We start from the raw sequence: 20809 nt of genomic DNA, 5'->3' as shown, positions 1-20809 counted from the left end.
GGGCTTTTTTTAACTTTTCGGTTACAAGAAGTACGTCTCCGAAAGAACTGTTTCAGGTTCATTCACTAAGTTGCGTCTTTACTATAGAAGCTTATCGCTGCACCAACTGCTGCTAACTGCTGCTGGACGAGGATGCGGCTGCGGCCGCAGATGCCGCGGCAGCGGCCATTGCTGCCTGCTGGGCAATGAGCATATTCACGATGCTGGTCGATAGACTTGTAGTCAGTACGCCGTTCCGTATATCCGTAACATGGCTCGTGGCAACAAGTGCCGAAGAATGAAGCAATAACTCCTGTTTGGTAACTGACCAGGAACCAAATCCTTTTTGCTGACGCAGCTCTTCAAAGGTTTGGTTAACCTCCTCCACAATTGTACCTGTGTCAATGGGAAGTAGGGAGAGTACACCCAGCGTAGGAAGGGTCTGTGCTCTGTCCATCCGCAATCCCATTGCGCGGAACGCGTCATTTAATTCAAGCAATCGCGTTCCGACCTGCGTTGAATGCTCACCTAGAGTAAGCACCTGAGTTAATGTCTGCAAGCCATTCCCCGCGGAGAATTCACGTCGTAGCTCCGTGTAGAGCTCCTCCATACGTGCAACCGCCGGCTCAGGCTCTAGTGTGGACAGTGCAAGCATTGAGGCAAATATGTAGTCATCCTTACCTGTCAAGAAAGAATGCTCTGTCTTCATTAGGTCATAGAATAGTTTAGCTCGTTGTACGGTGTTTTCAAATTGTTCTTTAGGTGCGTGTGCGGCAATCTGATGCGCCGCGATGACAAGATAATCCGAGGCGCGGAATTTATGTTCTTTCATCATGTCATACACCATCAGACTGTCGGCCAGTAAGTCTTCTCGTTCTGGCGCAAGCGTGAGGAATGAAGAGAGCAGGATGGCCGTATTACCTCTGAAGGTGGAGAACAATCCAGTATGTTCCTTAATGCGTTCGTGGCTGATCTTAATCCCATCCGTATCCACGGTTTTATTTTCCGATGCGTACAATAAAGCTGCCAGGCGATGGATCATCACATTTTGCCATTTAAAAGCTTTTTTCATCATGTGAGTGTTGGAAACGAATAATTCAATTCTTGCCGTGTGTTGCTCTAACATAAGCCATCCTCCTGCAAGTTCGTATGAGTTCAATTTGAGATATCTATCATTTTATACCCAACCTGTGAATTCGAGAATGGATGCTTTAGCAGATTGAGCTTCAGACTGGGCTGCCTTTCGCCATGCTTTCGGCGATTGTCCCATTAGTTTGGCGAAGCAGCGATTAAAGCTGGAGATGGATCGGAAGCCAACTTGCTCAGAGATGGAGAGGATTGACGCATCCGTGCTTTTCAATCGTTTACAGGCTTCCTCAATTCGAGTACTGTTCAGAAAATCGAGCGGCGTAGTCCCCATAAGTTCGTGAAATTTGCGGCGAAAATGTGTGGTGCTCAGATGGCATAAATCGGCGAGGTAATCGACGCTTACAGGCATCATATAATTTTTGGTGATAAATTCTAGCACTGGTGAAATGACTAATTCCCCTTGAAGGTCGGGCTCTTGATCCTGCTCGGACCAGCTCTCGTTGCTCGCATGAATTCGAAGCAGCTCGATATACAGCGACATTAACAACCCATATGCGCTCTCTTGATAGTAGGGAGACTGCTGCTTGATTTCTTCTACGATAGATGTTGCGAGCGTGTAAATCTTCGGATGCTGCTCTTTATTCAAAATGCAATTCATTCCCTGGATTGCCCATAGGTTAGGTTCGATGTGGCTTTGGGCTGTTTTCAGTGAGTGACGGAAGAGCTCTTCTGGGGAAAAAAAGATATACGCCCACAGGCTGGCGGTATTAGGCGAACTGTAAGTAGTATGCGGAAGATAGCGGGGAATGAAGGTGATGTCTCCTGCCCGAAAAGGCACAGATTCACCCTTAATCTCCATAATGCCTCCATCCGAGTAACAAATGCCTATCTCCATATGGTTATGAAAATGAAGGTGCTCACTCTTGATGTCTGATATTTTCCAGCGATCCCCGCTGAGCAGCAGGACAGGAAAATCAATGGGTAGGCTATAGTGCCGGTATTCGATGACGGGTTTCTTTTTTTTTGGCATATTCGATGCTCCCATTCATAAATGATTGAAATTGCGCAGTTTTGTTGCGAATATGCTTAGATTGAGACTATTTTACTGCGTACAATGGAATAAGTAAAGCGTTTACAAAAATGAACGGACACCTCTCAGAACGCACTTGGGGGCGTGTACGCAGGAGAGGGGTATGACAATGCTTCAAGTGAAATATGATAGAGAAGAGATTCTTAAGGTTATTGATACCGTTACCAAGAAAACACTAGATATGGATTTGACGTGGGATTGGCCCTGCGGTGTAGCCTATTACGGAGTATCTAGAGCCTACCAGACGACAGGCAACCAAGAGATTCTGGACAGGCTTGTGAAGTGGGCAGACGAATATATTGAGCTAGGTCTACCGAGCTGGACAGTAAATACATGTGCGATGGGACATATGCTGATTACGCTATATGAAGAGACAGGAGATCAGAAATACTGGGATATTGCGATGAGCAAGGTGAATTATCTCCAGAATCATGCGCTTCGTTTTGGAGACAATGTGCTTCAGCATACCGTATCCGTTGCCAATGATTTTCCGGAACAGGCATGGGCGGATACGTTGTTTATGGCGGCGTTTTTCCTGCTTCGTGTGGGCAGCAAGTTGAAGGATGAGGCGATGATTCAAGATGCTTTGAATCAATATTACTGGCATATCAAATACCTTCAAGATCCAAGCACGGGTCTGTGGTATCACGGCTACAACAATGTGAACAAGGATCACATGTCCGGATTCTACTGGGGAAGAGCGAATGCTTGGGGTGCGTATACGATGTCTCAGGTAAAACCTCAGTTGAAAGAGTGGTACTTATACCCACAGTGTATGGACGTGGAGTGTTCACTTCGTGATCAACTGGCGGCTCTGAAACTACTTCAGACGGAGAACGGCCTATGGCGGACGGTTTTGGATGATGCCGAATCGTATGAGGAAGTTTCTGCATCCAGCGGAATTGCGGCAGCGATGATTAATAACGGCAACCCGCTTCATACCAAATATGTACAGAAGGCGCTGGAAGGCATTTTGCAAAATATTAGTGAAGATGGCCGTGTCTTAGGGGTATCTGGTGGCACTGCGGTCATGAAGGATCGGGACGGATATCGCAATATTCCTAAAGATTGGATTCAAGGCTGGGGTCAAGGGCTCACACTCGCTTTTCTGTCCGACATGTTGAGATAGGGAGGGAACCAAGTTGTCGAAAACAACGAAAGGCTCTTTTACATTACCGGGTGAATCCGGTTATGAGGCGTTAACACTGGAACTTGCTGATCGCTGGGGTGCCGATGTTATCCGTGACAGTGATGGTACCAAGTTGTCTGATGAGATTATTAATGCTGGATACGGCATCTACTCGACCATCTGCATCATTCGGGATCACAACGATTGGGCATTTCGTAATCTGGATAAGCTGCAACAGTGCTTCTTGATTACGAACCCAAAGGTGGCTGTGCAAGATTACATTTCCATCTATTTGATGGAGGATTTTTTTGCTGAACAGTTTAAGGTGAATGACTCGAAAGAGGCGTTTAAGTATTGGCAGGTGTATGACCGAACGACGGGTAAGGAAGTACCAAGTGAACAGTGGAATTATGAGCGGGAGTCTGGAAATGTGGTTCTCACTGGCATTGTTCCTTGGCATAAATACACGGTTAGTTTTTTGGCTTATCGGATCTGGGAAGAGATCTCCATGTACAATCACACCACCAATCATTGGGACAAAGAGCATCTGATGCAGATTGACCCGATCTATACAGAAACGCAAACCTATCTGCTCGATTGGATGGAAAAGTGGTGTGTAGAGCATCCGGAAACAACGGTTGTGCGATTCACGTCCTTGTTCTATAACTTTGCTTGGATCTGGGGTAGTGATGAGCGGAATCGCCATCTGTTCTCAGACTGGGGCTCATACGATTTTACCGTAAGCTCCAGAGCGCTGGATCTGTTTGCCCAGAAGTACGGGTATTCATTGACGGCAGAGGACTTTGTGAACGGTGGGAAATACCGGGTTAGCCACATTCCAGCACAGCAGCGCAAACTCGATTGGATGACATTTATTAATGATTTTGTCATTGAATTCGGGAAGCAGCTGATTGATATCGTGCACAGGCACGACAAGTTAGCTTATGTATTCTTCGATGATAGCTGGGTGGGCATGGAGCCCTACAATGATCGTTTCCAAGAGTTTGGATTCGATGGCATGATTAAATGTGTATTCTCTGGTTATGAGGCACGGATGTGCTCAGAGATTAAAGTGGATACGCATGAGATCCGCTTGCATCCATACCTGTTCCCAGTGGGATTAGGTGGACTGCCTACGTTCAAAGAGGGCGGAGATCCTACACTGGATGCGAAGAAATATTGGATTAACATCCGGCGTGCGCTGCTAAGAGAGCCGATTGATCGAATCGGTCTGGGAGGATACTTACATCTGGTTGAGCCGTATCCTGACTTTGTGGCGTATATTGAGAAGATTGCCGATGAATTCAGAGAGATGAAAGAGCTGCATCAGGCTGGCAAGCCTTATCAATTAAAGACCAAGGTAGCAATCCTGCATAGTTGGGGGAAATTAAGATCCTGGACATTGTCTGGGCATTTCCATGAGACGTATATGCATGATTTGATTCATATTAATGAGGCGTTGTCCGGGTTACCGGTTGACGTGCAGTTTATTGATTTTGAAGATATCCGTCAGGGAGCACTTGCAGATTGTGACGTCGTGATTAATGCGGGTTCGGCGGGCTCCGCCTGGAGTGGTGGAGAACATTGGAATGACCATACTTGTGTAGATATTCTGACGCAGTGGGTGTATGAAGGTGGAACCTTCATTGGTGTGAATCAGCCTTCGGCGGTAGAGGGGTATGACCAATTTTTCAGAATGGCACATGTGCTGGGCGTTGATGAGGATACTGGCGCAAGAGTGGTTCATGGCAAATGGTCGTATACCGTGAAGGATGAGCATCAATTAGTTCCTGAGGGAGCGACTATAAAAGGCAAAAATAATATTTATCTTACCGACGGAGCAGCAACCGTAGTCAATGATCAAGATGGCGACATTACGCTGTCTACGCATGACTTTGGTAAAGGAAAAGGAATTTATCTGTCTTCGTTTGAATTCACTTGGGCTAATGCAAGATTATTGCTTAATCTAATTCGCCTAGCAGGTCATGAGCCGAGTGAGTCAAAATACATTTCAGATAATTGGTATACGGAGTGTGCCTATTATCCAGAAAGTAAGATATTGGTCGTGATCAACAATAGTGATCAGGCTCAGTCCACAACGATTGATACGGAGTATGGGCAACAAACGTTCGAACTCGAACCGTATGATACGGTGATCACGAATATTGGTGTGATTAAGTCCGTATAGGAATAATTGCGTTTTAAGATTACGGTATAACTCTATTAAAAAAAGCTCAAGCGACTGACGAGATTCGTCGGAAGCTTGAGCTTTTTGTCTGGGATAAATTATATAACGGAATTAATGTCCTTTCGTCCGTTTATATTGTTCAGAAAACCTTAATTTTCGACTGGATTGATAAGTTAAATGCGTATTATACATTTATTTGATAGAAAATACATGAGGAAAAAATTGCTTTTCGTCTCATGGCGTTGTTCACTCCAGTCAGCTACGCTTTTCTATATACCGGGTATTATACCCGGAATAATGTAACTTACAAGTGCTGAACTGATTTTTCTTCACAAAATATAACGAAAACATAACGACATCTTTATATCTCATGTGAAAATTTGATGAAGTATAACAAATATTTGATACTGAGTCGATGTATGTAAAGAGAAGAAGTAAACGATTTATTTAGTCTATAGACCTGCTGGTATTGGGAGTTCAGTGTAATTATTATTGGGACAATGTATTCAGTGGCGAAAGCAATATAATTAGTTCTTATACGCTGAGAGGGATGGATCAGATGCAAAATAAGTATGTATCTTTTATAACTGATGAGGATTTACTTGAGTGTGTAGGGTTTCTATATGAGAAGTATAGAGAGGCTTTGAAAGAAAAGGACATTAAGGATTTCTTTCATAATAGAATTGATCCTGTTAAGTTCTTATTCGATTCCACCATACTGAATATAGATATGAAGAAGTACCTAGAGAACGAACTATTAAGACAAACAGACAAAACGATCTCTAATGCGATAGGAACCTTTCAAGAGAAATTAATCGGGAAGATAGAGGGATGTTGTAATTTATCTGTTGGTCAAGATATTGATATCGTATGTGAAGGCAGGAATCTCATAGCGGAAATCAAAAACAAACATAACACGTTAAAGGGAGAAAATAAGAAGGATCTATTCTCAAAAATTAAGGAGCAATTAAGAGAAAGGAACGTAGAAACCGGCTATTACGTTCGAATCATAGATCAAACCTCAAAGAATGAAGAGTGGAAATTTACACATAAGAATGAAGAGTATTCTGACCCTAATGTGAAAATAATTTCGGGTGATCAATTTTATTATTTATTGACTGAAGATAAAAAAGCATTTGCAAAGTTATATAAAGCTCTACCCATCGCATTACGAGATTACATAAACAGTTTAAAGGAAAATGAAAAAATTAAACCAAGTGAAGTGACAGTAATTGAACAATTAGCCACATTGATTAATGGTAATCAAGTAAGATTAGGGAAAGACGAGAATAAAAAATTGCTAGAAGGAATCACTAAAATAAATTTTGAAAACTATCTAGGCTTCGAAGCAATCAAGGGGAAAAAGAAGAAGAAAAAAGCTAAGGGTAAAAAGAAAGAAGAGGAAAGTAAAAAAAGAAAAAAAGTGAAGTAAACAAAAAACGATTCATAAAAGGTTACGCTAAAGCTGATAGATTCAAGTCTTTAGCGCAAACCTATTCTACTCTTCTTAAAATTCGCCTTTACTGTTTAATGATATCAATGATTTTGCGCTGAGCATCTTTGGCTTCAGGGATCGGGTATAACACGAAGACATGATTCATTTTGGGATAAACAAAGGTATTGTGCACAATGCCTTGATCCGTAAGCATTTTATCAAGCTTCATATTATCGGGAAATAATCCCTCGTGGGTTCCAATAAAGATACTAATTTTGCCAAGCCCTCCAAAATCACCGTAGATCGGGCTGATGAGTGGATCGTCTAAAGGTTTATCGGCTGCCCAGATCCGTCGAATCACATCATATCCTTCTAAGGCGAGCATCGGATCTCTAGTTTCATAATCAAAGATGACTGGGTTGTCTAGTACCATATCAACGCATGGTGATAACAAAATAATATCTTTGGGCTGTGGTAGAGAATTCATGTTGATGTAATGAGCGAAGCTAAGTGAAATATTGCCCCCTGCTGAATCTCCCATAATGGTGAGTTGAGAGGGAGATTTTACGGATTTAATCATTTCTCGGTACAGATTTAGGAGTTTAGGGTACGTATGCTGATAATTAAAATGAGGCACTTTGGGATAGATTGGAGCGATAACTTTGGCATTCAGCGCTTGTGCCATGCGATCCATGAACCGCCAGTGAAAGGACAAAGGCTGATGGGTATGCGCACCTCCATGAATATATAGAATTACGTTTTGGCTAGTAGACTGCTGATCATGCAAGGTGAATACCTGCATATCTTCAAAGGAGCCTTCGACTATGTTAGACGTTAGCTTAACCTTCCCTAGCTGATACGGTTTGGTATTCTGGGTACCCATGTGCTCAAGATGCTTCATTGTGTTTTCCCGTGAAGATAAATTTTTCTTGGTGTCTAGCAATCCGATATATTTCTCAAAGAGATAGCTCATAACAGAACGTTTGTTAGGATATATGTTTAGACTCATCTATATGCCGCCTTTCATGGTAGAAAAGTAATACATCTACAGTATAAAGGTTGAAGTATACTTCAAGGTCAATGCTGGAAAAGCGGGTAGGCTATGTATGTTAGTGTGAAACTCAAAGTACTGACATGTTATAATTTAGGAGATTGATTGCACATTGTGGAATAATAAGGAGGGTGCCAATGGCGAAGTTCAACGGTAAGGTGAAAATGTTTAACAAAACCAGAGGATATGGCTTTATCTCAGGTAATCATGGTAGTAAAGATGTAAATGTACATTTTAGCAACATCCAGGCAGAAGGGTTCAAAACATTAATAGAAGGCCAGAGCGTTGAATATGGTATAGAAGAGACACCACGCGGATTAACCGCGATTCAAGTTCGGGTTCTGGAGCGAAATCAAGCGATTGAGCATAACACCGAGGATAAGCTGTATTGGTGCCGGGCAGGGGAGATTGAAGAAGAGGCATTTGTCCGTGAGATTGTTCCCCGCATCCATCGTAATCTTATTGTTCATCCAGACAAAAAGACTCGCAAAACGATGATAGATCTACTGAACACGGATCAAGGAACACTAGCCGATCTCAAAACACAGAAGACACCCTTTTTCTCAGCAGGTCGTTATGGATACGATCCCCAGTACACGGTGACTTTCAATCACAAAGATTATGATCATTATAAAAGATTGTATCCGACAGCCGCCATATACTTCTGGGTACACTGGGAGCAGCTTCAATATAAAACGTACACGGTAGAACCGATGTATGGCGTTTGGGAAGTATCATTTACATATCTTCAAGAACGGATTGAAGCTAACGAAGTAGCTTTACACCAGTATAAACATCGAATTGGTGACACGAAGAACGCCACGGAAAGTTATTTATTTAATCTAAATGAGTTTCATAGACTACTCTAATCCAGATTCAAATACATAAAAACTGGTAATTCAATGTTAACTATAATATGTTATACATAAGTTGGACTGCGAGGTTCAACTTGCAATATTGTGGTATCGCTTTCATTACTGACTGAATCAGGGTTGTTATAAATTTAACTTGAAGGAGAATAGTGCATGTACACCCAACCGAAAGCTTTGCGATCTGTACTAGATGGTAGATACTTAGAATACATGATGAGTGAGCAGTTTGACATTGGAAATTGGCAAGAATGCGTGTACTGGCTACGAGGTCTAAATGACACATATCGAGTAAAGACGTCAAAAGGACTGTATATTCTGCGTGTGTATCGTACGGAGATCAAGGAAGCAGATGTGAAGTATGAATTAGAAGTATTATCTCAATTGAAGGAAACCTTGGCTTCTGCGAGCCACACAGATGTCGGAGAGCATATTGCGAAGAAAGATCATAGTACATATACCGTTATAGATGCCCCGGAAGGTACACGGATTGCCGTAATGTTCCGCTATATTGATGGAGTAGAGAACAATCTTGAGGAGGAGGCATCGTGTTATGCATTTGGTCAATCTGCCGCACAGCTGCATGAGGCGTTAGATCACGTCGTTGTCAATCAGCCGCGTTATGAACTGGATACATCATTTCTTATTGATCAACCACTTGAGCGGATTATTCATTATATTGGTGAAACACATGAAGCGACTGCTTTCCTACAGACATTCGCGAGTACATTGAAAGAACGCATTAACATTGCGTCCCAACATGGGTTAGATGTAGGCTTATGCCATGGAGATATGCATGGAAATAATAATGTGTTTCAGCAGGGGGAAGTGTTTACTCATTATGACTTTGAATGGGTAGCTAAGGGATGGCGAGCTTATGATCTGGCTCAGGTGAAGGCACGTAAGCGGCAATCTGGCGAGAAGAAGGATGTGTTATGGCAGGCGCTTCTGTCCGGCTATCGTTCTATTCGAAACTTCTCTTCCGAGGACGAACAAGCCGTTGATCTCTTTATCATGGCTCGGCGCTTCTGGGTCATGGGTCTGGACGTTGCCTTTATTGATAATGATATGGGGGCACTAGATTATGGTGAGGATTGGCTTAATGATTTTGTGGATGAATTTCGGGGTATGGGAATCGTAGTTTAACGGGTTGTTTCTAACAGACGGTTTCGCAAAGCGAGTGGTTAGCAAAGGAGAAAGGAGAATTCCTTCTCCTTTGCGCCACTTTTTACATCGTTCGAATCTGACGTTTACTGAAGTGCTAACCATATCAAATGAATGGTTGCACCCAGTCCCATGAAGTAGACGATGGATCTGGAGAAGCTGTTTTTGAACTCATTGCGCGGATGCTTTTCGAAGAAGAAGTGTAACACAGTATGTATAATGAAAAAGATATCGAGTACCCAGAAGGTAATACTCTGATACGAACTAAATAGAAGCGATAGAATGACGGTGTACAGCGGTAGGTGAATCCAAGTGAAGTACTTAAAGGCTTTGTCGTCTTCCATATCTTTCAGTACGATAAACAATCTCCATTCGGATCGCCTAATGGCATCCATTTCGTGCAGAAGAAATAGAGAGAGGTTGAATAAAAATAAGACCAACAATAGATCGGGCATGCGGAGCCTCCCCTCATTCGGAATGAACATCAGATATAGATACGAGCGTTGAGTTGCGTTGGTTCCAAGAACGCGTTGAGGCTGATGAAGTACGAGAAAATGACCCTCCGATCCATTCGATCTCGGAGAGTCTTTTAAATTTCGGGAATTCCCAATAGAATGATGAGTTGCACGATGAACTCTAACTATTATTTCACTAGAGCCTGCTCAACAAGTTCAAGTGATTCAACCTTAATATTAGGATAATCCCCAAACACCCACTGTGGCATGATGTGAATGTTTCCCGCTTTTACGGCCTTCAGATTGCTCCAGACGGCAGATTGCTTCATCTCTTCGAGCAGCTTCTCTGCTTCATCATCATGGCTAACTGTGGATTTGCCTATGGTCATGAAGATATGATCCGGGTTCAACTCTGGGAGTGTTTCTAGAGATAACGTCTCGTACGTATCCGTCATGTTTGCCAATTGAGGCACATACTTGAGCCCTAGATCATTGGACAAGGTTGCCCCCAGATGAACATTAGGGCTAGCGACCTGTACATTTTTTTGAACACGCATGAATAGGAACGTCTCATCTTCACCGATATGCTGTGCCATTTTTTCTTTCAACTGTGCTGCTTTGAGATCGTACTGTGCTAGCCAGTCTTCGGCCTGTTGCTCTTTACCCACGACAGTGGCAATCTCCTTCATTTCTTCTCGCCAATCGCCATCCCCACGGAATACGATGACCGGAGCTACTTTGCTCAATTGCTCATAGACGGCGGGTTCAATGTGACGAGCGATGATAAGATCTGGCTCGCTTTCCACAGCGGCTTCAAGATTGATCTTATCCCCTAAAGGCAGAATATCTGGATTCTGCTGATCTACATCCATATATGGCAGAACCGTAGAGCCCCCATAAGTGGTTGTGGCATGAGGATGTACACCTAACGCATACAGGGTATCCATGATTCGATAATCGGCAGCTGCAATTTTATTCGGTGTGCCTTCGAGCTTCGTGACGCCCATATCATGCTGATATTCAACAGACGTGCTTGTCTGAGCAGTTTGAATGCTGGTACCGCAGGCACTGAGCATAATCATCATGCACATGAGCAATGCTACAGCTAGTGGTGTCTTGTGTTCTTTTGACATGAATGAATCTCCCTTCTCGCCTACATGATCGACAGCGTTGCTACGCCATTCAGTATAGTTCAGAGAAGCAGAGTTCCATATGGATGATGTGAGCCTCTTGTATGTAACATTCGATAACTGCTGCTCAGCGGCTTGCTTTCGAAATTGTCCAGGGACGAGACCCGTATGTTTTTTGAATCGTCGTATAAAATAAAACAGATCATCGTAACCGACTTGCCGCGCAATATCTTGAACTGTCGCATCGGTTTCTGATAACAGAACAATGGCTCTCTCCATGCGAAAATGAATCAAGTAATCAATGGGGCTACGTCCCATTTTGGATTTGAACTTGCGAGATAAATACTGCACGTTATAATTCAGCGCTCGCGACAGAGCATCCAGCGTTACGGATTCGGCAAAGTGTTCTTCAATGTATCGAATCGCCTGATCTACAATATCCGGCTTAACGGTTACCGCCGACTGCTGATCCAGTTGGTGCATGATTTCATGTAGAAACAATTGAAACATGGCGCGTGCTTTAAAGCGTGCTAGATCTCCGCCATCCATCCAAGTATGATACAACTCCTGTGCATGTTGGTGCAGTACAGCGGGATAATCTGTTTGGAGGGCAAAAGAGTCTTCCAATGCGTTATGCAAACCATCCAGCACATGAAGAGGATCTGTGTTTGCTGTATGTTCTGTCTTATACAAAATGAGATAATAGGCCAACGGCTCCTGACTGATGACCTCCATATGAAGTCCTTTGTTACCATGAAGCACATGACTGTGGGAGACAAGGTAGGAAGTCTGATTCAGGACAAATTCTCCTTGCCCTCGGGAGACAAGTAAGAAGGCGTTCGCGGGAAATCGATAAGGTGGAAGCTGTTTACCCGTTGGGATTAGCGTATAACGAACATCAAGTATATGTAAGGACGATTGAGTCCATTGCCGAATATAGGTGGATAAATCCATGATGCCTCCTCATCCATAGTGAATGTCAGAATGGGATTTTTGTTGTTATTATAGTTGATAATAATTCTCATTTCAATCCTTCCTCACATTCCTTGTTGTATTTCTGCGACACATCTCGTACAATTTGGTGAAGTAATTCTGCATTGCGTTAATGTGGATGTGAAAAGGCGGTTTTTTACAACATGAAGAATGTACACAAGAAAAGGGGAATGACGTTTGGAATCGAAGCAACTATCTAGAGGGCTGAAGCCTAGGCACGTTGAGCTGATTGCACTCGGCGGCACGATTGGCGTAGGTTTATTTATGGGATCGGCAAGTACGATTAAATGGGCTGGCCCCTCCGTATTGCTCGCCTACCTGCTGGCTGGAATTGTGATCTTTTTTGTCATGCGTATTATGGGAGAAATGTTGATTCAGGAACCGGTAACAGGCTCCTTTGCTACATTTGCCCACAAATATATTAGTCCACTTGCTGGCTTTCTCACCGCCTGGAGTTACTGGTTCCTATGGGTAACGGTCGGTATGGCAGAGGTTACGGCGATTGGTATTTACGTGGGGTATTGGTTCCCGGATATTCCGCAGTGGATTCCGGCGCTTGCTGGGGTGCTAATTATTGCTGCCGCGAATTTGGCTGCGGTGAAGTTCTATGGTGAATTCGAGTTTTGGTTTGCCATGATTAAGGTGACGGCCATTGTTGCAATGATCGTGATTGGTACAGGGCTGATCTTCTTCGGCTGGGGGAATGGCGGTCAAGCGATTGGGCTATCGAACCTGTTCAGCCATGGTGGATTCTTCCCAGGTGGGCTAAAAGGATTCCTATTTGCACTATGTATTGTCACAGCAGCATACCAGGGCGTTGAGATGGTAGGTATCACAGCGGGAGAAGCGGAGAATCCCAAGTATACCTTGCGCAAAGCGATCAAAAACATCGTTTGGCGTATCCTTATCTTTTATGTAGGGGCGATCTTCGTTATTGTAACCTTGTATCCGTGGAATGAGGTTGGGGAGACAGGAAGCCCGTTCGTGCTGACGTTTGCTAAGGTAGGCATTGTGGCTGCAGCAGGGATCATTAACTTCGTTGTACTTACGGCTGCGATGTCAGGCTGTAATAGTGGTATTTATAGTGCAGGACGAATGCTGTATACCCTCGCGGAGAATGGACAGGCGCCAGCCTTTTTCAAAAAGTTATCCAAGGGCGGGGTTCCCCGCAACAGTATTATCGTTACGATTTCCTTGTTGCTTATTGGTGTAGTTCTGAATTATCTAATGCCAGATTCGAAGCTGTTCTTATATATCTACAGTGCGAGCGTTCTACCAGGGATGGTTCCGTGGTTTGCACTGGCGTTTAGCCAATTCAGGTTCCGTAAGCGCTGGGGCAACGAGATGGGCGATCACAACTTTAGATCCAAATGGTTCCCGATCAGTAACTACATCATCATTGTATATCTAGTGCTTGTTATTATTGGGATGTGTTTCAATCCAGATACACGGCTACCGTTGCTGGTGGGAGCGACCTTTATGGCGATTGTAGTCATCGGTTATTTCCTGTTCGGAATCGGGAAAAAGCAGCGAATCGAGCAAGATCCAACTCGACATTAATAAGCTATGGGATAGATGAAAAAGGATTAAGCCTCTTAACTATTAATGGTGGTAAGATTTCAAATTCCAAGATGAAGCTGAGAAAATTTCAGCTTCATCTTTTTTTTGTTCTTGAATCTCCTGTAACTGGAGGTTCTAGGATAGGAGATAGAAAAGCTGCTCTATTTTACAGTGTTACATATTTATGCGAAGCAGCGAAGGAGGGAGTAGAACGATGAGATGGTTAGAGTGGATTTACATCATTTTCAATGTAGTCATGTTGGTAGGGTTGGTGGTTAATCCACGTAAACGCCGCCCAATGATATGGGGCGGATTCGCAATATCGCTGCTGTTACTGTTGTTACATGGTTGGATGGAAGGGCTGCGGTGGCCGATGATTCCAGGGTACGTCATGACATTTATCCCAATATTAATGTTAATTTCTAGTAGAGGAAAGCAACGTTCCGCAGAACCGTGGAGCCGTCTACGGGTCGCTGCAACGTCGCTATTCGTGTTGATTTATGCTGCAGTTACCATAGGACTGCCGCTGTTATTTCCGGTATTTACTTTTGCAGAACCAGTGGGTTCATACGGAATTGGTACGGTTTCTTATGACTGGACAGACGAAACTCGTGAAGAGTTGTTCACAACACAAACTGGGAATCATCGCGAACTAATGGTACAGGTATGGTATCCAACGAATAAAGATGTGAAGGGAACACCAGCACCTTATGTTTCTGATTCGGCAGTGTACAGCACCGCCTTCAATGAAGTGCTGAAACTGCCCAAAGCACTCTTCTCCAGCTTAGGTGACGTTAAGACTCATGCTATCCAAGATGCAATGCTGTCGGATGCAGAGGCCAAGTATCCTATACTTATTTTCTCGCATGGACTGCATGGTTATGAGAAACAGAATACATTTCAGGTCGAACAGTTGGTGAGTCAGGGATATATTGTGGTTGGCATTAATCACACGTACAGCAGCTTGGTCTCCATCTTCGAAGATGGGCGTGTGGCACAGTTCGAGTCTGAGGGGAAGGAAGGGTTCGACCAACTGCAATTTGAATATATGGACAAGCTTAACGAGACTTGGGTGAAGGATGCCCAATTTGTACTGAATCAGATCGAGCAATTGGCATCGAGTGACCTGGAAGGACGCTTTACAGGTTATATGGATCTGGAACGTATCGGCATGTTCGGTCATTCCTTTGGCGGGGCAACAACCGTACAGATATTGATGGATGATCCTCGTGTCCAAGCAGGCATCAACATGGATGGCGTATTATTCGGAGAGAAGCGCATTCCAGCTCAAGGCGTGGGTAAGCCGTTCCTGATGATGAGTGCTGATGAGACATTGGCTGGAACAAGTGTGATGGATGACAATGCCATTGCCGCTCTAGGAGCCACTCGTCCAGAAGCAGAGAAGTATTATGAAGAGGTATATGCAAGGTACGAGCCTGTCACTGCAGGCGGGAACTACTGGATGACACTGAACAATACAAAACATCTCAGTTTCTCGGATCTTTATCTCATATCCCCAATTCTGGAATGGTCGCAGGGTGTAGATGCTAGAGGAACACAGGAACTCGTGAACGAGGCAACGCTCGATTTCTTCAATCATGTGTTAAAAGGCGAACCATTGAAGCTCTTGAATGGCGAAGCTGGAGATCATCCGACATATGCATTGCAAAAAGGATGATCCTTACGTTCGTCATTGCACTCCGTCCAAATTTTAAAAAAGGAGTAAGATCGCCCTACTCTGGACGATCTAACTGCTGTAGTCTCCAGCGCATTCCTCTCTGTAACAATTCAATGCATTCCACCAACTGACCCCATTCAGAATTCAGGACGGAGCATAGTTTGTTAAACCGTAGAATGCGTTCTGTGACGGAATCAAGCATGTATCGGGACTGTTTACGAAAAAAATCCTCTGGATTACTGGACTGTTCGCTACTGCCGTACATCATCACGAAATCCCAGACGATGGATTGTACTGCCGGGCTGTCTTCCGGCCACTGGTTTTCCAGCGCCTCAATGGCTCGGATATGGATCGCTTCCATTTTCTTAACCCAAGTCGTAGCTTGAACCTGTGGATGGTTAGCCATCGTGAAGAAGGGAAGCTCCAAACGAGCCAGATCGGCGAGATAGACTGGATCATTGAGTAAGGCTTGGATTTCTTTCCAAGCAACGTCTTGTTTGGCGGACAGCTTCGTGTCTTTCATGATGTATTTATCGAAAAAGTGAAGAAATGAGACTCTCCACTCCTGTGGAATATTTTCCAATAAGCGAGACTGTTCTAACTTGGCAGAGACAAATTGTTTCCGTCTAGCTGCACTGGCGTTCATCGATTCGACCAGGCTGGATACATAACCAAGAGATTGTTCTGTACTTAGAGCGGATTCAGCTTCATATTGTTTGGCTTGATGCAAAATGGAGAGCATGGAATGGAGGGTATGCACCTGGGATTCCAACGCTTCAATCTGTAAGTCCAGGGCTTGTGACATACCAAGCTCACCGGACATGAGTTTGCGAATATCGGGTATGCCAAAATTCAAATAACGAAGCGTTGTGATAAGTTCTAATCGCCACAGATCTTGTAGTGTATAGAGACGGTGTCCGCCTTCTGTATATTGGGACGGCTGGAGCAGTGCAATTTCATCATAATACCGAATTGTTTTGACCGTAGATCCAATCATCTTGGCCGCTTCACCTATGGAATATGTCGTCTGTTGTTGCATAATGAAGTTCACCTCAAGATCCATTATACAGGTTCAAGTTCTTGGAGATTTATCTGTAGGAGCATATGGTAAATAGGAATGCTCAGTTTAAACTTTGTCCATCTCGGTTACAAAGGAAGGAGTGAGACTTTTATAACAACCTATATCAAATTAAACGATAATAACCGAGGAGGAAATTGACGATGGCAAACCAAGACCAACACACCATACAAGATCCGACTACACAATATCCGAAGGCTACACAGGAGTGGAAACAACAGCAGGAAGAGCCGGGATTACAGCGTAAGATGACCCCTGTTCCGGATTGCGGTGAGAAAACATATAAAGGCAGCGGTCGGCTGACAGGTCGTAAAGCGGTCGTTACTGGTGCGGACAGCGGGATCGGTCGGGCAGCGGCGATTGCATATGCTCGTGAAGGTGCAGATGTGGTACTCTCCTATCTGCCGGAGGAAGAAGCGGATGCGAAGGAAGTCGTGCAATTAATCGAGGAAGCTGGCCGAAGAGCTATTGCTGTTCCAGGTGATCTAAAGGATGAGAAATACTGCGAGAAGTTGATTGAAACTGCGGTCAAAGAACTAGGCGGCATAGACATTCTGGCTAATGTGGCAGGGAAGCAGCAGTTTGTCGAGCAGATTGCAGACCTGACAACTGAACAATTCGATGCGACGTTCAAAACCAATGTGTATTCCATGTTCTGGCTCTGCAAAGCAGCCGTGAAACATATGAAGCCAGGTGGTTCGATCATTAATACATCGTCGATTCAAGCATACAGTCCGTCACCGATTCTGTTGGACTATGCGACTACGAAGGCTTCGATCAATACCTTCAGCAAAGCACTTGCTCAACAAGTTGGTAGCAAAGGCATTCGTGTGAATGTTGTCGCGCCAGGGCCAGTGTGGACACCGCTTCAGATTGTCGGTGGACAACCTGTAGAGAAGTTGGCTGAATTCGGCAACAATACACCGCTGGGTCGTCCGGGACAACCTGTTGAGATGGCTCCAGCATACGTATTTCTCGCGAGCCAGGAATCCAGCTATGTGAGCGGAGAGACCTTGAATGCCAATGGCGGTACAGTGAGTCCGTAACCGTAGCATGTATTGTACAGATAAACGATTATTTGGGGACGTTACGTCTCATAGGTTTAAAAAAGAAAACGGGACAATGCAGTGGTAAGCTGCGTTGTCCCGTTTTGTCTGTCGCGTGTTAGGTTAGAACTTGAACTATTTCTGTTCTGGCTTAGATTCCAGAATAGCATAGCTGCCGAGGGTGGCAAGCTGTGCCGTATTCAGCAGTGATTCGTCCACTGCAGCGAGCGCCTCACCAGCGGCTGTCATCAGTTCATCTGAGTTAACAGGTGAAGCAAACCGAAGGATGACAGATGTCTCCCCTTTTTTCAACTCTGTCTCGGCCTTGGTTTTATATTCGCTAATGGATGCGACCTCAAGGTTGTTCTGTACATAATAATCGTTGGCGTCACTTTCGCCTTTGAACAGATCCAGCTCGGAATCCAGCCAATAGTCTTTATCTGCGATCGTCTTCTGACTCTGAGCCGTTTCATCATTGGCATTGTATAGGAAATAAGGAATTCCGGAGTTGGTCAGGTTATTGGTTGCATCAACGTGTAACCATTCGTCTCCAATCTTGACCTTGTTCCATGCATGAGGCACCCCGCTGGAAGTTCCAGTGACAACGATACTTTCCAAGTCTGAAAGGTCTGAAAGCAGCTTGTATACGGAAGCGTAACTTGCACAGACGCCTACACCTTTCACCAAAATACCGTACGTGGTAAACGAGTCATTAAACTGTGCATCCACTTGCTTGAAATTGTTCTGCTCCGCATTTTCCAGCGCGGCATTATCATAAGTTGCATTGTCATTGAGATAATCATAGATCGCTTTGCGCTTCTCGTCATCGCTCATGCCTTGTTTGATAATGGAAGCAACAACCTCTTTGGCTTTTGTGATGATTTCGCTCTGTTTTCTCTGAATATCCGCCGCCGATTCTTCGTAATAAATGGACAGGGTAAGTGTACCGTAGTTGTATTCGAAGCCTTCAACCCCAAGAATCAGCGGGTTCTGGTACATTACTTTCAAGACGACATCCGAGAGCGTGGTGAAATTCTGGGCTTCAGGAAAAGCTTTCAGTGAGATTTTGTCTTGAGCGGCAATCATATTTTTAGCTAAAACTTCCTCAAGTGCAGAATCTGCATTGATGAAATCATCACCGGTAGCGGGCTCCGGCACGATCTCCTGATTGCCTTGTTCAACATTTTGCTCGGTATTGGACTTTTGCTCATCTACAAGGTTTTGCTGGGAGTCTGTCTGAGTATCTGTCTCAGTACCTTTATCTGTATCTGGAGCAACTGACTCATTTGAAGTATCACCAGTAGATTCATTTGCCGGTTCATTGGAGCTTTCATCCGTGCTGTCATTGGATTCCGTTGTTGTCGCTGCTGAAGAGTCTGCATTATCCTCTACAGCGGGTGTCTCATGATTATTGATAATCGTTGGTACATCAGGTGCAGGTACATAAGGTGTATCATTTCTGGGTTCAACCAATCCATTGCTGGAATCTGCCACACGCTGCTGTGTAAGCTTGTCTAGATCCTCTTGAGTAACATTCTCTACGCGTACGTAGCTTTTAAGTGCCGTTCCTTTGATGTGAAAAGGAATTTCGGTTTCATTGAACTCTGAAATTTTCACATTAGCTGTATCATAGACAAGCGTTTCACGGGCTAGTGTGCCATCATTGTACTCTACCGTTATTTTCTGAGGTAGTCCGGTAACGCCGCTATATTTATGGAGATAGAGTTGTTCTTTCAACTCTGACGGTAACTGCGATGCGAGTGGAGCTGTGGCAACGCCGTTACTAAAATTAGATTCTTTGCCTTCACCGAGTGCAGTTACGTAGTACTCGCCCTGAATGCCGAAATTTTGATGCGTTGTAATCATGTCATTATGTATACTAAGGCCGCCTTGTCCATCTTTCATAAAATCGTTAAAGGTCGTTTCGGTTGTCGTTGCGATAACCAAAGGATTACTATCACTATAAGCCTCTTCTGCACCTTGCAGAGGAAGGTTGTATGGATCAAAAACTCTACTGCGGTCGATCCGTTTATAAATTTTATATTGGGCCGCACCGTCAACCTTGTCCCATACCAAAGAGAATCGTCTATCTTTATCGATAACATAATTCAGTTTAGGAACAGGTAACTCCGATTTCACCGTAAAAGGGATAATGAGTGGTTGATCCAGCAAAGTAATCTTCTCCGCATCTGGATCATAGTTCAGACGGATGTAATAGATCGGAGCGCCACCCCAACCACTTTCTCCAGTAGTCATCATTGCTTCAGAACTTAATACACCCCAGCCCAGCGGTTTGATGGATACGCTGTCTCCGTTGATCTCAGGAAGAGCATAGACTTTACTGGCTTTAAGTCCTTTAATATCGGTATGTACAGAAATAATATCATCGGAAGACAATCTCGATTGGCTCATATCTGCTCTAAACTTAAACGTAAATTCTTCATCCTGTGCTACATTGTACATGGGCATAATGGCTTTGTCGGATGCCGAGCCATACTTTTCTTTTAAGCTTAAAATGCTGGAGCCTTGCTGTAATTCGGTAGGTTCATTCTCGGATGGACTGCTCTCTTGATCATTACTCTGGCAACCAGCCAGCATCAGGGTAAGAGCGAACATAATGAAAAATAATCGTTTCATGGTACACCGCTTTCTACTTGTTCTGATTTTCTACGTTTGTCTTGGTCGCGCTACATAAGATTCTATCTACATTCTAAATACTAAGAAGCTTTCATCCGAAGATGAACATAGATGGGTAAAACTCGTTCAGAATCCTCTTACCACTTAAACCTCCTATTAATTCCCTAATATCTTTGCTAGTTTATGGTCATATTAGCTTATTGTCAAGGAAGTGTAGGGGGTTCATAGACCTAGGAAA

General features: G+C 44.0%; 14 protein-coding genes and 1 pseudogene. 8 read left to right on the top strand and 7 right to left on the bottom strand.

Going from position 1 to position 20809, the window contains the following annotated elements; genetic code table 11:
* Positions 1–112: 112 nt before the first annotated feature.
* Positions 113–1105 (bottom strand): DUF4003 family protein, encoded by a 993-nt coding sequence (locus MH215_RS13110; protein ID WP_239290699.1) that lies wholly within the window; start codon positions 1103–1105, stop codon positions 113–115.
* A gap of 51 nt (positions 1106–1156) precedes the next feature.
* A complete protein-coding gene (locus tag MH215_RS13105) occupies positions 1157–2098 on the bottom strand; it encodes an AraC family transcriptional regulator (RefSeq protein ID WP_239290698.1) in 942 nt (313 codons plus the stop codon).
* A gap of 169 nt (positions 2099–2267) precedes the next feature.
* On the opposite strand from MH215_RS13105, the gene MH215_RS13100 reads away from it, so the two are divergent.
* The 3 genes from MH215_RS13100 (at position 2268) to MH215_RS13090 (ending at position 6907) form a co-directional block, all read left to right on the top strand.
* Positions 2268–3287 (top strand): glycoside hydrolase family 88/105 protein, encoded by a 1020-nt coding sequence (locus MH215_RS13100; RefSeq protein ID WP_239290838.1) that lies wholly within the window; start codon positions 2268–2270, stop codon positions 3285–3287.
* A 13-nt stretch (positions 3288–3300) separates the two neighbouring features.
* The gene (gene gnpA / locus MH215_RS13095) at positions 3301–5475 is read left to right on the top strand and encodes a 1,3-beta-galactosyl-N-acetylhexosamine phosphorylase (protein WP_239290697.1); all 2175 of its coding nucleotides are present in this window, start codon (positions 3301–3303) and stop codon (positions 5473–5475) included.
* Between the two features lie 559 nt (positions 5476–6034).
* Positions 6035–6907 (top strand): Eco47II family restriction endonuclease, encoded by an 873-nt coding sequence (locus tag MH215_RS13090; protein WP_239290696.1) that lies wholly within the window; start codon positions 6035–6037, stop codon positions 6905–6907.
* A gap of 88 nt (positions 6908–6995) precedes the next feature.
* On the opposite strand, the gene MH215_RS13085 is transcribed toward MH215_RS13090, so the two are convergent.
* Positions 6996–7919 (bottom strand): alpha/beta hydrolase fold domain-containing protein, encoded by a 924-nt coding sequence (locus MH215_RS13085; RefSeq protein ID WP_239290695.1) that lies wholly within the window; start codon positions 7917–7919, stop codon positions 6996–6998.
* Positions 7920–8098: 179 nt separating this feature from the next.
* Between MH215_RS13085 and MH215_RS13080 the strand changes: the two are divergent.
* Both MH215_RS13080 and MH215_RS13075 read left to right on the top strand, forming a co-directional pair.
* Positions 8099–8305 (top strand): annotated as a pseudogene (locus tag MH215_RS13080) (cold-shock protein); the annotation flags it as partial.
* A gap of 681 nt (positions 8306–8986) precedes the next feature.
* Positions 8987–9976 (top strand): phosphotransferase, encoded by a 990-nt coding sequence (locus tag MH215_RS13075; protein ID WP_239290694.1) that lies wholly within the window; start codon positions 8987–8989, stop codon positions 9974–9976.
* 104 nt (positions 9977–10080) lie between these two features.
* On the opposite strand, the gene MH215_RS13070 is transcribed toward MH215_RS13075, so the two are convergent.
* Positions 10081–10449, bottom strand: a complete 369-nt coding sequence (locus MH215_RS13070) for a DUF6713 family protein (protein ID WP_239290693.1) — start codon at positions 10447–10449, stop codon at positions 10081–10083.
* Positions 10450–10637: 188 nt separating this feature from the next.
* Positions 10638–12533 (bottom strand): AraC family transcriptional regulator, encoded by a 1896-nt coding sequence (locus tag MH215_RS13065; RefSeq protein ID WP_239290692.1) that lies wholly within the window; start codon positions 12531–12533, stop codon positions 10638–10640.
* A gap of 216 nt (positions 12534–12749) precedes the next feature.
* On the opposite strand from MH215_RS13065, the gene MH215_RS13060 reads away from it, so the two are divergent.
* Together MH215_RS13060 and MH215_RS13055 are read left to right on the top strand one after the other, a co-directional pair.
* On the top strand, positions 12750–14132 hold the full coding sequence (locus tag MH215_RS13060; protein ID WP_239290691.1) for an amino acid permease: 1383 nt from the start codon (positions 12750–12752) through the stop codon (positions 14130–14132).
* Positions 14133–14346: 214 nt separating this feature from the next.
* Positions 14347–15810 (top strand): alpha/beta hydrolase family protein, encoded by a 1464-nt coding sequence (locus MH215_RS13055; protein ID WP_239290690.1) that lies wholly within the window; start codon positions 14347–14349, stop codon positions 15808–15810.
* 55 nt (positions 15811–15865) lie between these two features.
* On the opposite strand, the gene MH215_RS13050 is transcribed toward MH215_RS13055, so the two are convergent.
* A complete protein-coding gene (locus tag MH215_RS13050; RefSeq protein ID WP_239290689.1) occupies positions 15866–16849 on the bottom strand; it encodes a MerR family transcriptional regulator in 984 nt (327 codons plus the stop codon).
* 182 nt (positions 16850–17031) lie between these two features.
* On the opposite strand from MH215_RS13050, the gene MH215_RS13045 reads away from it, so the two are divergent.
* Positions 17032–17934 (top strand): SDR family oxidoreductase, encoded by a 903-nt coding sequence (locus MH215_RS13045; protein WP_239290688.1) that lies wholly within the window; start codon positions 17032–17034, stop codon positions 17932–17934.
* A 135-nt stretch (positions 17935–18069) separates the two neighbouring features.
* On the opposite strand, the gene MH215_RS13040 is transcribed toward MH215_RS13045, so the two are convergent.
* A complete protein-coding gene (locus MH215_RS13040) occupies positions 18070–20571 on the bottom strand; it encodes a transglutaminase domain-containing protein (RefSeq protein ID WP_239290687.1) in 2502 nt (833 codons plus the stop codon).
* Between the last annotated feature and the right edge of the window lie 238 nt (positions 20572–20809).

This window comes from Paenibacillus sp. ACRSA (genome assembly GCF_022346845.1).
Taxonomy (GTDB): domain Bacteria; phylum Bacillota; class Bacilli; order Paenibacillales; family Paenibacillaceae; genus Paenibacillus.
The sequence above is the reverse complement of the archived record's forward strand: the minus strand, read 5'-3'. Positions and strand labels throughout refer to the sequence as shown.

Coding starts and splice junctions, on each gene's coding strand:
- MH215_RS13110 (WP_239290699.1), bottom strand. CDS start 1,105: ATGTTAGAGCAACACACGGCAAGAATTGAATTATTCGTTTCCAACACT.
- MH215_RS13105 (WP_239290698.1), bottom strand. CDS start 2,098: ATGCCAAAAAAAAAGAAACCCGTCATCGAATACCGGCACTATAGCCTA.
- MH215_RS13100 (WP_239290838.1), top strand. CDS start 2,268: ATGCTTCAAGTGAAATATGATAGAGAAGAGATTCTTAAGGTTATTGAT.
- MH215_RS13090 (WP_239290696.1), top strand. CDS start 6,035: ATGCAAAATAAGTATGTATCTTTTATAACTGATGAGGATTTACTTGAG.
- MH215_RS13085 (WP_239290695.1), bottom strand. CDS start 7,919: ATGAGTCTAAACATATATCCTAACAAACGTTCTGTTATGAGCTATCTC.
- MH215_RS13075 (WP_239290694.1), top strand. CDS start 8,987: ATGTACACCCAACCGAAAGCTTTGCGATCTGTACTAGATGGTAGATAC.
- MH215_RS13070 (WP_239290693.1), bottom strand. CDS start 10,449: ATGCCCGATCTATTGTTGGTCTTATTTTTATTCAACCTCTCTCTATTT.
- MH215_RS13065 (WP_239290692.1), bottom strand. CDS start 12,533: ATGGATTTATCCACCTATATTCGGCAATGGACTCAATCGTCCTTACAT.
- MH215_RS13055 (WP_239290690.1), top strand. CDS start 14,347: ATGAGATGGTTAGAGTGGATTTACATCATTTTCAATGTAGTCATGTTG.
- MH215_RS13050 (WP_239290689.1), bottom strand. CDS start 16,849: ATGCAACAACAGACGACATATTCCATAGGTGAAGCGGCCAAGATGATT.
- MH215_RS13045 (WP_239290688.1), top strand. CDS start 17,032: ATGGCAAACCAAGACCAACACACCATACAAGATCCGACTACACAATAT.
- MH215_RS13040 (WP_239290687.1), bottom strand. CDS start 20,571: ATGAAACGATTATTTTTCATTATGTTCGCTCTTACCCTGATGCTGGCT.